A 13,840-nucleotide genomic window follows, 5' to 3' on the forward strand; every position below is an offset into this window, starting at 1 on the left:
TTATATTTACAAATGTAATCAATAGATTTATTTAGTTACTATCTGTAATGTTTCTTGAAACATTTGTTTTAACAAAACAGTTTTATCTTTTTCTAAATCTTTTATAGATTTTTGACTGTAATGCCTTATGGTATAAAGTGATACATTGTCATTACATGTTACTTTAAACTTAGCTTTTAGATGTAATAATAATGGCTCTAAATTATCATAATTATTTTCAAAACAAACTGAAAAACTAATTGCTGAATTCTGAATTACGTCAACTTTCATTTTATATTTAGATAATAAGTTAAAAATATCGCTTAAATTATCTTCAACTATATAAGAAAAATCTAAAGTAGATAAGGATACTAAAACCTGGTTTTGTTTTACAATATAACAAGGCACTTCTGGTTTAATTCCTTGTGTTTTATTAACGACAGTTCCTGCTGCATTAGGGTTTAAAAACGATTTTACATATAACGGAATTTCTTTTCTCTGTAATGGTTGCAACGTTTTAGGATGAATTACGGAAGCTCCATAAAAAGCCAACTCTATAGCTTCTGTATATGAAATAGAATGTAATAACTGTGCGTTTTCAAAATAACGTGGGTCTGCATTTAAAACACCTGGTACATCTTTCCAAATAGTGACACTTTCTGCATTTAAACAATAGGCTAAAATAGCTGCTGTATAATCACTTCCTTCACGTCCTAAAGTTGTGGTAAAGTTATTTTTATCGCTTGCTATAAACCCTTGTGTAATATTTAGCTTTTTGTTGTCAATTGTTTTGGTTATTAGATGCTGTGTAGATTGCCAATTAACCTTAGCATTTCTATAATAATCATCAGTTTTAATTAATTGTCTTACATCTAACCAATTATTATTAATCCCTTGAAACGATAAATACTGACTAACAATTGTTGTAGATAATAACTCTCCATAACCTATAACTTGGTCATAAACAAAATTATAATCTGGAGATTTGTTAGTGTTTAAAAAACTTTTTAATTCTTCAATTAATCCACTAATAGCTTTAAAAACTGGATGATTTTCATTTTCAAAAAGCTCTAATGCAATTTGGTTATGATATTTTACAACCTCCTGAATAGTGCTTTGTAATTCTTTTTTATTGTCAAAATAATGACCAATTACTAGCTCTAAAGCATTTGTCATTTTACCCATTGCAGACACTACAATTAAAGTATTATCATGCCCAACTTGCTCTAATACAGAAATTAAATTTTTTACTCCTTTGGCATCTTTTACAGATGCTCCACCAAATTTAAATACTCTCATTTATATTTTTTGGATGTAACTTTCTATACTTTTTTCGTCCATTTGGACTAAATACCAGTCCTTTAATAGCGTTGCTCCTTTACTTTCGTAAAACTTAATTGCTGGTTCATTCCAATCTAAAACTTCCCAACAAATACGCTTAACGCCTAAGTCATTACCATATTTTATGACTTGATCTAAAAGTAAAGTTCCTAAGCCTTCTCCTCTATATTCTTCTTTTACAATTAAATCTTCAAGATGAACAGTTTTACCTTTCCATGTAGAAAAACGAAGATAAACTAATGCTATTGCAACAATAGTATCATTAGTTTCTGCAACAAAACATTTAAATAAAGGTTGTTCTCCAAAACCATATTCTAATAAATCATTTTCTGTTACAATAACTGCATCAGGTTCTTTTTCATAAACAGCAAGTTGTTTAATCAACCCTAGTATAGCTTTAACATCCTTTTTTTGGGCAAAACGAATAGTAAAATTCATATTAAAATAATTTAATCAAATATAGTTTAAGAATTTTTACTAAACCAAAATAACGACAACTTCAACGTAATAATTGTCAAAAAATACGATATTTGTACAAAATAGCACAACTACTACTTATGTCAAAAAAAAATCAAACTCTAGGAGAATTTATTATAGAAAACCAATCTTCATTTAAGTATACTTCCGGAGAATTATCACGTTTAATAAACTCTATAAGATTAGCAGCTAAAGTAGTAAGTCATGAAGTAAACAAGGCTGGTTTAGTAGATATTATAGGAGCAGCTGGAGACACAAACATACAAGGTGAAGACCAACAAAAACTAGATGTTTATGCAAATGACAAATTTATACAAACATTAACTAATCGTAACATTGTTTGTGGAATAGCTAGTGAAGAGGAAGATGATTTTATAAGTATAAACAGCCAAGATGATAATAACCAAAACAAGTATATTGTATTAATAGACCCTCTTGATGGCTCATCAAATATTGACGTAAATGTATCTGTTGGTACTATTTTTTCTGTTTACAGGCGTGTTACACCAGTAGGTACACCTGTAACTTTAGAAGATTTTTTACAACCTGGTAACCAACAAGTTGCTGCTGGTTATGTTGTGTATGGCACTTCAACTATGTTAGTTTACACAACAGGACATGGTGTTAATGGATTTACTTTAAACCCAGCAATTGGTACATTTTATTTATCTCATCCTGATATGGAATTTCCTGAAAACGGAAATATCTACTCTGTAAATGAAGGAAATTATATTCATTTTGCTAAAGGAGTAAAAAACTATATTAAATACTGCCAAATGGAAGAAGATGATAGACCATATACATCAAGATATATTGGCTCATTAGTATCAGATTTTCATCGAAATATGATTAAAGGTGGTATTTATATGTACCCAAAAAGTTCCAAAAACGAAGACGGTAAATTAAGATTACTTTACGAGTGTAATCCTATGGCTTTTATAGCAGAACAAGCAAACGGAAAAGCAAGTAATGGCTTTAAAAGGATTATGGATATAGAACCTACAGAGTTGCACCAACGCGTTCCTTTTTTCTGTGGAAGTAAAAATATGGTACTTAAAGCCGAAGAATTTATGCAAAACACCGATTAAATAGCATTATGTCTATTTTTTTGTTATTTTTGAAAATTAAATTATCCTAATGGCAAAATCTAACAAAATTACAGAAGACACAGTGCAAAAATCTACTGAAGCTTCTTCAAAAATTGATGCAATAAAGCAACTTATTTTTGGTGAAAACATGCAAGCTTATGATAGCGAGTTTGAAACACTAAAAACAGATATTCTTAACAAGAAAAAAGAGTTGGAAGCATTAATGGATGATGTTAAGTCTGAATTATTACAAAATATAGATAATCTAAGCACAGATATTAATATCAGAATTACAGAACTAGAAAGCTCTTTTGAAGATAAAGCTGAGGCTTTAAACAATAACAAAGTAGATCGTAAATTACTAGGCGAACTTTTTTCAAAATTAGGCGAAAAAATAAGTCAGTAACAACTTGACTTTAGCATGAATCAGGAAGATAAATTAAAAATTCTGAAAGACATCTTGCTAAAAGATGAGCATGAGTATGCCTTATCTATTGAAGAAAAGCTTAAAAAACTAGAAGACTTAATTAATAAACAAAATAATTTATCCAAACATATTGATCCAATATTAGAAGAAAAATTAGATGAGTTTATAAAAGAAATGCCTAAAACAATAGGACCAACTATTACCAAAACTTTAAAAGAAGAAATTAAAAATTCTCAAGATGCAGTAGTTGAAGCATTATATCCAATTATGGGTAAAATGATAAAAAAATACATCCAAAAAGAAATCCAAATACTTTCAGAAAACATAAACAGAAGTGTTAGTAATACTTTTTCTTTTAAAAATTTTAAAAGAAAATTTAAATCTAAAAAATCTGGAGTCTCTGAAGGAGATTTAATAATCCAAGAGCAATTTAAACCTCAAATTGAACAAATCATGGTTATTGAAAGTGGTTCTGGATTAATAGTATCAGAATACTCTAAAACCAAAAATATAGATCAAGATACAGTTGCTGGTATGCTAACAGCAATTAAAAGTTTTGCGCAAGATGCTTTTTTAGCAGATGTCCAAAATTTAGAATATATTGAATACGAAAATTACCATATACATTTGCAAAATTTTTCAAAGTATTATATTGCAGTTGTTATTTCTGGTGCACTTACCGCTCCATTTAGAAGTAAACTTGAAGATAAATTACTAGATTTTGCTCAAAATGTAATTAATAAAACAGATTTAAAAAACAATAAAAGTTTTAGCACTAAATTAAAAGCCTACTTTCAAAATGAAGATATCTAAAAAAATAGTACTAATTGGACACTTTGGTGTTGGAAAATCCTCATTAATAAGACGATTTGTACAAGATACGTTTAGCGAAGATTATAAAGTAACTATAGGTGTACACGTCTTAAAAAAAGAAATTTCTTTACCAAAATCTAATAATGATATAACACTAGTTATTTGGGATCTAGAAGGTAATGATGACATCACAAATACAAGACCATCTTACTTACTTGGAACTAGCGGTTTTTTATATGTATTTGATATGACCAGACCAACAACTTATGAAAAATTAGAGTTTGACTTAAACTACATAAAAGAGCGTTATCCAAAAATACCTATGAAGGTTATTGGAAACAAAAAAGATTTAGTAACTAACGACTTTATAAAACAAAATAAAGAAGTATTTGGTCGTTTTACAGATTTTTACACAAGTGCAAAAACCGGAAAAAAAGTTGATGATGTTTTTACTAATCTAGCGGAAGCTTTAATAAAATAAGCTTAATATATGTTAGAACAATATAAAAAAGATCACTCCCAATCCGTAAACCAATATATAATTGTAGACTTTGATGGTACAGTTAAAGAATCTGACCATGTTATTTTCCCAAATTTAATTGGTCAAAACATATCAGAAATTCATCCTTTTTTTGAAAGCATACATTCTGCTTTACAGGATAACAATCAAACCCATATATTTTCTTGTATTCATTTAATTAACACAAAAAACCAAACAATAATAACAGATATTATTGTTAAAACGTTTGATGGCAAAAAATTACCGTTAATAGTTATTTTAGACTTAACAATACACTATAACAACTATCAAACGACAGCTCAGGTAAGAAATGAGTCAGTAATAAACTCGCAAATATTAGAATTAAAAAACGAGTATTTACAAGAAAAAGAAACCTTTAAAAACGCTTTTATTGCTAATTTTAGTCATGAGCTTAGAGACCCTTTAACCGGAGTTTTAACCTTTTCTGACATCTTAAAAAAGACTAATTTAAATGACGAGCAAGTCAATTATTTAAAAGTAATAGACTCATCTTCAAATTATTTAAAACAATTAATTGAAGACATTTTAGACATATCAAAAATTGAAGCAGGTAAATTAGAACTAATAATAGAACCTTTTGACTTAAGAGATTTATTAGAACAAATTGAAAAAATATTTACCATAAAAGCACAACAAAAAGGATTAACCTTTACAACCAATTTTAATGACAATATTCCGGATATTGTTGGTGGTGATGCTTTAAGATTAAGACAAGTACTTAGTAATCTTTTAGAAAATGCAATAAAATTTACAGAAGTTGGTGGTGTTGAGTTTAATGTGTCATTAAACCAAATAAGAGCCCAAAAAGCAAGCATACATTTTCAAATAAAAGACACAGGAATAGGAATTGCAAAAGAAAACCAAGAGGACATCTTTACAAGTTTTACACAACTAAATAATGCACAAGCTTATAAAGGAGCAGGTTTAGGATTAGCTATTTCAAAATTTTTAGTAGAATTATCACATAGTAAAATTAGTGTAGACTCAACTGTTGGAGAAGGCAGTACATTTTCTACAAACATTAATTTTAAATTGGATAGTAGTTATACTTTAAAACCAAAAAAGAAAGAAACAACATCATCAAAACCAAAATCAGACAAAAAATTTAACATCCTTTTAGTCGAAGATTCAGAGATAACACAACTATCAATATTAAAAGTATTAGCCTCTAAAGGCAATTACTTTTTAGACATAGTAAATAAAGGAGAAGACGTCATTCCAAGAATAGAAAACTCAGAATTTGATTTAATATTAATGGATATTAAATTACCTAATAGTTATGGAGACGAGATCACACAACAAATAAGAAAAATGCCAGAACGCGAGCATAAACGTATTCCAGTAATTGCCTTAACAGCTCGTGTTTTTAAAGACGATTTAAAACGCTATAAAAAAGCAGGAATCAATGATGTAATTAAAAAACCCTTTGATGAAGACACACTAATTACAAAAATCGAAGAATACTTAACATAAAAAAAAGCGAACTTTTTAGTTCGCTTTTTTTTTATTTATAAATTAAATAGAGATTATTTATTCATTGTTTTTATTTCATCAATAAAAGTATCCAAATCCACACCTTCATGAACCAACTCTAAAGCCTTATGTGTAACATACTTTGCATTACTAGACTTAAATCCTAAACCAACACATAAACGCTCTAAAATAGCAATTTGCTTTTCACCTTCAATATGATCTGCCCAAACCATTCTAGATAAATCATATAAACGCTCTAAACGTCTATCATAAGATGTTGGAGGATTAACAGGATGCTCTTTATAATCCTTTAAAATCTGTTTATACTCGTCCTCGTTAATATCTAAATTACGTGCTAAACGGTCTAAAAACGCTTTTTCCTCATCAGTAATAACACCATCACTCATTGCTACACGTACAATTGCAGCAAAATGATCCTCATTACGCTTTTTAAATCCACTATCGAATAAATCTGAAAATGACATACTTTTTTGTTTAATTTTAGACTACAAATATAATCAAACCCAACGCCTTTTAAAATTAAAAGTTTCTTTTTTTGGGCGTTTATTTTACACCTTAAAAAAGGTGTAAAACACCAGGCTCTCGTGGCTCGCTCTCTGCGAGGAGCTCAGACAAACCACTCCATCCTTAACGCATCTGCCAAAGTACATTACTAAAAAGTTAAATTTTGTAAAACTAAATAGCTTCGTTTTTTTCTCAAGCAAGGATGCTTATATTTGCACAAAATAAAAGTTAAGTGAGTAAAACACTAATCTCGCAGACCTATTTACAATCTTTGCAAGCGCAAAAATTGCGGTCAGCTATTGTCCAAACCCAAAATCAAGGCCAACCCAAAATACATTTAAAAGGTCTAGTAGGCTCTTCATTATCCTATATCATTACACAAACCTTTAAACAAACAGAATTACCCTTTTTACTTATATTTAACGATAAAGAAGAAGCAGCCTTTTACCTAAACGACTTAGAACAGTTAATTAATAAAACAGACGTTTTATTTTATCCAGGAAGTTACCGTAGACCATACCAAATAGAAGAAACAGACAATGCAAATGTCTTATTACGTGCAGAAGTTTTAAACCGTATAAACTCGCGCAAAAAACCAGCAATAATAGTAACCTATCCAGATGCATTATTTGAAAAAGTAGTAACTAGAAAAGAGCTAGAACGCAACACATTAAAAATTACAGTAAACGATAATTTATCAATAGACTTTGTTAACGAAGTCCTATTTGAGTACAAATTTAAACGCGTAGACTTTGTAACAGAACCAGGTGAGTTTTCTGTACGTGGTGGAATTGTAGATGTATTTTCTTTTTCTCATGACCAACCCTATCGTATCGAGTTTTTTGGAGACGAAGTAGATAGCATTAGGACCTTTGATGTAGAAACACAATTATCTACAGAGCAGATTAAAAAAATTAGCATCATTCCAAATGTTGCTAATAAACTTATGGACGAGTCTAGGCAAAGTTTCCTTAAATACATTGCTCAAAAAACAGTTGTTTTTGGTAAAAACTTTGATTTAACTTTCGATAGGATAGATGACTTTTTTAGTAAAGCTGTGGAGGCTTTTGGCAAACTTTCAACAGATATAAAACACGCAGAACCATTAGAGTTATTTTGTAATTCAACAGAACTAAAAAAACAATTATTAGACTTTAGTATTATTGAGTTTGGTACCACTTCGGTATTTAATGCAACGCAAACTATACAACACAATACAACACCACAACCAGCATTTAATAAGCAATTTAATTTATTAATAGATAATTTAAACAGTAATCATAATAACGATTACAATAACTATATAGCTTGTGTTAGTGATCAACAAGCCAAACGCTTTCATGATATTTTTGACGATGTAGATCAGGACGTACATTACAAAACCGTAACACAGTCGTTATACCAGGGATTTGTAGATCATGACAATAAAATTGTGGTGTATACAGACCATCAATTTTTTGAGCGCTATCATAAATTTCATCTTAAAAATGGATATGCTAAAAAGCAAGCCATAACTTTAAAAGAATTAACCAATCTAGATATTGGCGACTATGTAACACACATTGACCATGGAATAGGAAAATTTGGTGGACTACAAAAAATAGATGTCGAAGGTAAAAAGCAAGAAGCCATAAAATTGGTTTATGGAGAGCGTGATGTGCTGTATTTAAGTATCCACTCTTTACACAAAATCACAAAATTTAATGGTAAAGATGGTAAACCACCTAAAATTTATAAGCTTGGTAGTAAAGCTTGGAAGGTTCTTAAAGCTAAAACCAAATCTAGAGTTAAACACGTTGCATTTAACCTTATTAAATTATATGCAAAACGTAAGCTAGAAAAAGGGTATCAATACAAACCAGATAGTTATTTACAGCACGAGCTGGAAGCTTCTTTTATTTATGAAGATACGCCAGATCAAATTACAGCAACTGCAGATATAAAAGCAGATATGGAGAGTGAGCGTCCTATGGATCGTTTAATTTGTGGTGATGTTGGTTTTGGTAAAACAGAAGTTGCTATTCGCGCTGCTTTTAAAGCAGTAGATAATGGTAAACAAGTAGCTATATTGGTACCAACAACCATTTTAGCATTTCAGCATAATAAAACATTTACAGAGCGTCTAAAAGATTTTCCGGTAACAGTAGACTATGTTAACCGTTTTAGGACAGCTAAACAAAAACGCGAAACTTTAGAAAAACTAGAAAAAGGACACGTAGACATTATTATTGGGACACATCAATTAGTTAACAAAAAAGTAAAGTTTAAAGATTTAGGCTTACTAATTGTTGATGAAGAACAAAAATTTGGTGTTGCAGTAAAAGAAAAACTAAAAACACTTAAAGACAATGTTGACGTTTTAACATTAACAGCAACTCCAATACCTAGAACCTTGCAATTTAGCCTAATGGCAGCAAGAGATTTGTCTGTAATTACTACGCCTCCACCAAATCGCTATCCTATAGAAAGTCATGTAATACGTTTTAACGAAGAAGCAATTAGAGACGCAGTAAGTTATGAGATAGAACGTGGAGGACAAATATTTTTTATTCATAATAGGATAGAAAACATTAAAGAAGTTGCAGGAATGATACAACGTTTAGTTCCAGATGCAAAAATTGGAATTGGGAATGGTCAATTAGAAGGTAAAAAACTAGAAGAACTTATGTTAGGCTTTATGAATGGAGCTTTTGACGTATTAGTAAGTACAACTATTATAGAAAGTGGTTTAGATGTGCCTAATGCCAATACTATTTTTATAAACAATGCTAATTACTTTGGACTAAGCGACTTGCATCAAATGCGTGGACGTGTAGGACGTAGTAATAAAAAAGCCTTCTGTTATTTTATTACTCCAGAATATTCTGCAATGACTAATGATGCCAGAAAACGTATCCAAGCATTGGAGCAGTTTACAGAACTTGGAAGTGGTTTTAATATTGCAATGAAAGATCTAGAAATACGTGGAGCTGGAGATTTATTAGGTGGAGAGCAAAGTGGTTTTATAAACGAAATTGGTTTTGATACCTATCAAAAAATATTAAACGAAGCAATTGAAGAGCTTAAAGAAAACGAGTTTAAAGACTTATATAACGAACCATTAGAAAACAAAGAATATGTCAAAGACATAACCATTGATACAGATTTTGAGTTGTTATTTCCAGACGATTATGTTAATAGTATTTCAGAACGTTTAACTTTATACACGCAACTTAATAACTTTAAAACAGAAGAAGAACTAGCGGTTTTTGAAACACAACTTATAGATCGTTTTGGAGAATTACCAATTCAGGTAATAGATTTAATAAATAGTGTACGTATTAAGTGGATTGCTACAAAGTTAGGTGTAGAAAAAGTAATCATGAAACAAAGTAAGTTAATAGGTTACTTTATAAACGATCAAAAAAGTAATTTTTATCAAAGTCCAAACTTTACTAAACTATTGCAATATGTACAATCAAACCCTCAATCTTGTAAGATGAAAGAAAAACAAACCAGAAATGGTTTACGTTTATTACTTACCTTTGACAACATTAAATCGGTGAAACAAGCATTATCTGTCTTAAAACCAATTTTGGAATAGTTTTTGAAATTATAAAAGAAAACCATTAAATAATATGTTTAAAAAAATACTTTTTTTAATCGCGATACTACCAAGTGTTGTATTGGCACAACACAGTATAAAAGGAAAATTTACTCCTGCAGATCAATTTAAATTTGCCTTTTTATATCAAGTCACTGCAGAGACTTCAATTTTTGTAGACAATGCAGATATAGCAGAAGACGGAAGCTTTGTTTTTGAACTTAAAAAAACACAAGCACCAGGAACTTACCGTATCGTTTATGCACAACCACAAGACGAGTATAACTTTGATTTTTTATATAATAACGAAGACATCGAACTTACCTTTGATCTTGAAAAAGGATTAGATTTTACAACATCAGAAGAAAACAAGTTATGGGTTTCTTACAACAATAGCATGTCTTTAATTGGTCAAAGCCTAAATACATTTTATAGTAAAAACGAAAAAAATGGCAAAGATTTTAAAAAGATTATTGATATCTTAAAAACAACACAATCAGAATTTGAAAAAGCAGCAGAAGGTAAATTAGTACTTAATTTTATTACAGCAAGTCAGCCCTATATTCCAGAAGAGTTAATAGATGCCAAAACGTTTACAGAAAATGCTAAAAAGGACTACTTTAAGCATATTAATTTTGGTAATCCTGTATTACAAAACTCTAACTTTTTAATAGAAGCTACTTTAAATTATGTGTTTAACTTTATAGATAATGAAGATCAAAACGTGTCTTATATTAATAATATAAATGCAGCAGTAAAAGCCATAGGACAAAACTCAAAAGTTAAAAAGATTTTATTAGAAATTTTATGGAATCAATTTGCTGTAGAAGAGGTAGAACCTGTTGCAAACCATATTGCAAACGCACACCTTTTACCAATTGCCAAAGCAGACAACGACTATACTTTAGTTAATGATTTAACGTATTTTATAAACGCCTCTGTCGGTAACATTGGAAAAGATTTTGACATTGTTATTTATGACGAAGAAGGAAAAGCTAGCGTAAAAAAAATGCATAGCTTAAAAGAAGCAAACAACTATTTAGTGCTGTTTTGGAGCACAACATGCTCTCATTGTTTAGAAGAAATACCAGAGTTACACAAACTAGTTAAAACGCTAGATAAGGGTCAATTAAAAGTTATAGCAATTGCATTGGACGAAGACCGTTACAGATGGAAAGATATGACTTATGATTATCCAGAGTTTTACCATGTATTTGGAGAAGGTAAATGGGACAACCCAATTGGAGATAATTATAATGTAAAGTCCACACCTAGTTATTTTGTACTAGACAAAGACAAAAAAATAATTAATAAACCTTACGATTTTAAAGCTTTTGAAAGCTATTTTAAAGCACTTCCAAAACCTAAAAAAGAGTTAAAAAAAGAGGACTAACACCTCATGCTTAGAATTTTGTATTTTTAGAGTACAAAATTCTAAGCATGAAGCAATTACCACAAATAAATCTACAACCCATATTTCATCAAAAGGAGCATCAAATTAAAATTAGTTTTAAGTACAACAACCTTTTAATAGCGCTTTTAAGAGACTTACCAAAAGCTAAATGGAGTAAAACTTTGGCTAGTTGGTATATAAAAAACAATCCAGAAAATTTAAAGTTACTTTTTAAAATTTTTAATGGACAAGCTCAAATAAATGCAGACGCTATATTTAATAAGAGTATGCCAACTCAACAACACCCAAAAAGACGTCTAAGACATTTAACCGCTAAAAACCGTACAGTTTTAAATAATTTTTACAAATATTTAAAAGGCAAACGATACAGTTTAAGCACAATAGACACCTATACACAACAAATAGCAGATTTTGTCGAATATAATAACGATAACGTACTTGAAAATTTAAATAATAAAGCTGTCGAGCACTTTATAGAAAACATCTATATAAAACGAAACTATGCAATTAGCACACAAAGACAATTTATTAGTGCTTTAAAATTATTTATAGTTTTCTACCCTTATACTTACATTGATGACATTAAGTTATCAAGACCAAAAGCCTCAAAAACATTACCAAATGTATTGTCTCAAAATGAAGTTATACGCTTATTAAGAGTTACAGAAAACTTAAAGCATAAAACTATTTTAGCATTAATCTATTCTGCAGGATTAAGGATTAGCGAATTAATAAACTTAAAGATCGAAGATCTTAAAATAGATAGAAGACAAATACATATAAAAAATGCCAAAGGTAGAAAAGACAGATATGTTGTCTTAGCAGAAAGCACTTTACCACTTCTAGAAAATTACCTTAATATATTTAAACCATCCTACTATTTAATTGAAGGCTTAAAAAAACAAGCATATTCTGCAAGTAGTATTAGAAAATTCATGAATACATCATGTAAAAAAGCAAACCTTATAGGTAAAGTAACACCACATACACTAAGACATAGTTATGCCACACATTTAATAGAAACTGGTGTTGGCTTAAGACACATCCAAGAATTATTAGGACACTCTAGTCCAAAAACAACCATGATTTATACTCACATTGCTAGAAAAGATATTTTATCAATTAAAAGCCCTTTAGACAATGCTTTAGAACAAATATCAAAATCACATAAACAGGAACAAAAGGTGAGCATATCGTTCCAAAACAGAATATAAAGAAGAATAAATGCTTATATTTATCCTCATATAACCAGTTAGCCACAAGCAATGAACGAAGTGCAAATTTTAATAGACAGACTTAAAGAATTGAAAGCAGAAAATACTTCTGAAAGCTATACTCATATCAAAAACATATTTTTAAATCAAATTTTACCTGTTCCAGTAGCAAATCATAAACCTTTTAGATTAATTAGAACGAGAAGTCATAGAAAAGGGGAAATACTTTTTGAGAAAATAGACGATTTAAGTTTTAGAAAAGATATTTTAAATATTAACTATTTTGGAAGAGCTAATGAACCAGGACAAGGTTTGTTTTATTGTAATGACAACTTAAACGAAGGAACAGGTTTTTCAGAATCTATGAACGTTTTCAGAAATAATCCAAATAGCAGAAATGAAATCATAACTATTGGTGCTTGGGACGTAATTCGTGAATTAAATTTAGCTGTAATTTTGCCATCTGATTACAAAGAAGTTGACAATAGTCTTCTGAATTCTGCAAAGGATTCATATAATGTTCTAGATGATGGAACTTCAAATTTTAATCAACTAAAAGTTATGTTGGAATTCATAGCTAATGAATTTACTTTGGATAAAGAAAAAGACAACTCTAATTATAAAATAACCTGTGCTTTTGTGAACTATATAAAAGAGAAATTTCCGAGTTTAGATGGAGTGGTTTATGCGAGTGTGAAATCAGCACTAAAAGGTGAAAATATAGTTCTTTGGCAAGATGTTGCTGAAGATTGCCTGAAATTAATTGGCGGTAGAAAAAGAACTTTTAAACTAATGAGTAACAAAAACTTTGTAGAAACTGAATATTGTGACATTGAACAAGTTGACTATGAAAAAGGAACAATTATGTGGAAAAAGCCAGTGGCTAACAACGTATAAAATTAATTGCTAGTTCTAGCCTACTTACGAAAATCCTCGCGGATTTTCTATCTGTGATTTATTTGCTA

General features: G+C 29.7%; 12 protein-coding genes. 9 read left to right on the forward strand and 3 right to left on the reverse strand.

Features of this window, described 5'->3' with window-relative positions; translation table 11 throughout:
* Positions 1 to 27 precede the first annotated feature (27 nt).
* Both SJY17_RS02265 and SJY17_RS02270 read right to left on the reverse strand, forming a co-directional pair.
* A complete protein-coding gene (locus SJY17_RS02265; protein WP_397363834.1) occupies positions 28 to 1,278 on the reverse strand; it encodes an aspartate kinase in 1,251 nt (416 codons plus the stop codon).
* Positions 1,279 to 1,758 (reverse strand): GNAT family N-acetyltransferase, encoded by a 480-nt coding sequence (locus SJY17_RS02270; protein ID WP_397363835.1) that lies wholly within the window; start codon positions 1,756 to 1,758, stop codon positions 1,279 to 1,281. It lies immediately after the preceding gene.
* A 119-nt stretch (positions 1,759 to 1,877) separates the two neighbouring features.
* Here SJY17_RS02270 and fbp point away from each other — a divergent pair, with 119 nt between their 5' ends.
* From fbp to SJY17_RS02295, 5 genes are read left to right on the forward strand one after another with little or no spacing between them, the layout of a single operon-like run.
* A complete protein-coding gene (gene fbp / locus SJY17_RS02275; protein WP_397363836.1) occupies positions 1,878 to 2,885 on the forward strand; it encodes a class 1 fructose-bisphosphatase in 1,008 nt (335 codons plus the stop codon).
* Between the two features lie 49 nt (positions 2,886 to 2,934).
* Entirely contained in the window at positions 2,935 to 3,291 is a 357-nt protein-coding gene (locus SJY17_RS02280; RefSeq protein ID WP_397363837.1) for a fructose 1,6-bisphosphatase, read from the forward strand.
* A 15-nt stretch (positions 3,292 to 3,306) separates the two neighbouring features.
* On the forward strand, positions 3,307 to 4,125 hold the full coding sequence (locus tag SJY17_RS02285) for a cell envelope biogenesis protein OmpA (RefSeq protein WP_397363838.1): 819 nt from the start codon (positions 3,307 to 3,309) through the stop codon (positions 4,123 to 4,125).
* Positions 4,112 to 4,606 (forward strand): Rab family GTPase, encoded by a 495-nt coding sequence (locus tag SJY17_RS02290; RefSeq protein WP_397363839.1) that lies wholly within the window; start codon positions 4,112 to 4,114, stop codon positions 4,604 to 4,606. Before SJY17_RS02285 ends, SJY17_RS02290 begins: the two co-directional genes overlap by 14 nt.
* A 9-nt stretch (positions 4,607 to 4,615) precedes the next feature.
* Entirely contained in the window at positions 4,616 to 6,139 is a 1,524-nt protein-coding gene (locus SJY17_RS02295) for an ATP-binding protein (RefSeq protein ID WP_397363840.1), read from the forward strand.
* 53 nt (positions 6,140 to 6,192) lie between these two features.
* Here the strand turns inward: SJY17_RS02295 and SJY17_RS02300 are convergent, their stop codons facing one another.
* Positions 6,193 to 6,624: a TerB family tellurite resistance protein gene (locus SJY17_RS02300; protein ID WP_397363841.1), complete on the reverse strand. Its 432-nt coding sequence runs from the start codon at positions 6,622 to 6,624 to the stop codon at positions 6,193 to 6,195.
* A gap of 272 nt (positions 6,625 to 6,896) precedes the next feature.
* Between SJY17_RS02300 and mfd the strand changes: the two genes are divergently transcribed.
* Genes mfd through SJY17_RS02320 form a run of 4 tightly spaced genes read left to right on the forward strand, consistent with a single transcriptional unit; the run spans position 6,897 to position 13,772 of the window.
* Positions 6,897 to 10,247: a transcription-repair coupling factor gene (mfd, locus tag SJY17_RS02305; protein WP_397363842.1), complete on the forward strand. Its 3,351-nt coding sequence runs from the start codon at positions 6,897 to 6,899 to the stop codon at positions 10,245 to 10,247.
* Positions 10,248 to 10,281: 34 nt separating this feature from the next.
* The gene (locus tag SJY17_RS02310) at positions 10,282 to 11,640 is read left to right on the forward strand and encodes a TlpA family protein disulfide reductase (RefSeq protein WP_397363843.1); all 1,359 of its coding nucleotides are present in this window, start codon (positions 10,282 to 10,284) and stop codon (positions 11,638 to 11,640) included.
* A gap of 47 nt (positions 11,641 to 11,687) precedes the next feature.
* Positions 11,688 to 12,875 carry a tyrosine-type recombinase/integrase gene (locus SJY17_RS02315; RefSeq protein WP_397363844.1) on the forward strand — a complete coding sequence of 396 codons (1,188 nt, stop codon included), beginning with the start codon at positions 11,688 to 11,690 and terminating at the stop codon, positions 12,873 to 12,875.
* Between the two features lie 51 nt (positions 12,876 to 12,926).
* On the forward strand, positions 12,927 to 13,772 hold the full coding sequence (locus SJY17_RS02320; RefSeq protein WP_397363845.1) for a hypothetical protein: 846 nt from the start codon (positions 12,927 to 12,929) through the stop codon (positions 13,770 to 13,772).
* The last annotated feature ends 68 nt before the right edge of the window (positions 13,773 to 13,840 follow it).

Source organism: Olleya sp. R77988 (genome assembly GCF_044594215.1).
Lineage (GTDB): Bacteria > Bacteroidota > Bacteroidia > Flavobacteriales > Flavobacteriaceae > Olleya.

Excerpts from the sequence above, each read along its gene's own strand:
- SJY17_RS02285 (WP_397363838.1), top strand. The coding sequence starts at position 3,307 with ATGAATCAGGAAGATAAATTAAAAATTCTGAAAGACATCTTGCTAAAA.
- SJY17_RS02265 (WP_397363834.1), bottom strand. The coding sequence starts at position 1,278 with ATGAGAGTATTTAAATTTGGTGGAGCATCTGTAAAAGATGCCAAAGGA.
- fbp (WP_397363836.1), top strand. The coding sequence starts at position 1,878 with ATGTCAAAAAAAAATCAAACTCTAGGAGAATTTATTATAGAAAACCAA.
- SJY17_RS02310 (WP_397363843.1), top strand. The coding sequence starts at position 10,282 with ATGTTTAAAAAAATACTTTTTTTAATCGCGATACTACCAAGTGTTGTA.
- SJY17_RS02295 (WP_397363840.1), top strand. The coding sequence starts at position 4,616 with ATGTTAGAACAATATAAAAAAGATCACTCCCAATCCGTAAACCAATAT.
- SJY17_RS02315 (WP_397363844.1), top strand. The coding sequence starts at position 11,688 with ATGAAGCAATTACCACAAATAAATCTACAACCCATATTTCATCAAAAG.
- SJY17_RS02300 (WP_397363841.1), bottom strand. The coding sequence starts at position 6,624 with ATGTCATTTTCAGATTTATTCGATAGTGGATTTAAAAAGCGTAATGAG.
- SJY17_RS02320 (WP_397363845.1), top strand. The coding sequence starts at position 12,927 with ATGAACGAAGTGCAAATTTTAATAGACAGACTTAAAGAATTGAAAGCA.
- SJY17_RS02280 (WP_397363837.1), top strand. The coding sequence starts at position 2,935 with ATGGCAAAATCTAACAAAATTACAGAAGACACAGTGCAAAAATCTACT.
- SJY17_RS02270 (WP_397363835.1), bottom strand. The coding sequence starts at position 1,758 with ATGAATTTTACTATTCGTTTTGCCCAAAAAAAGGATGTTAAAGCTATA.
- SJY17_RS02290 (WP_397363839.1), top strand. The coding sequence starts at position 4,112 with ATGAAGATATCTAAAAAAATAGTACTAATTGGACACTTTGGTGTTGGA.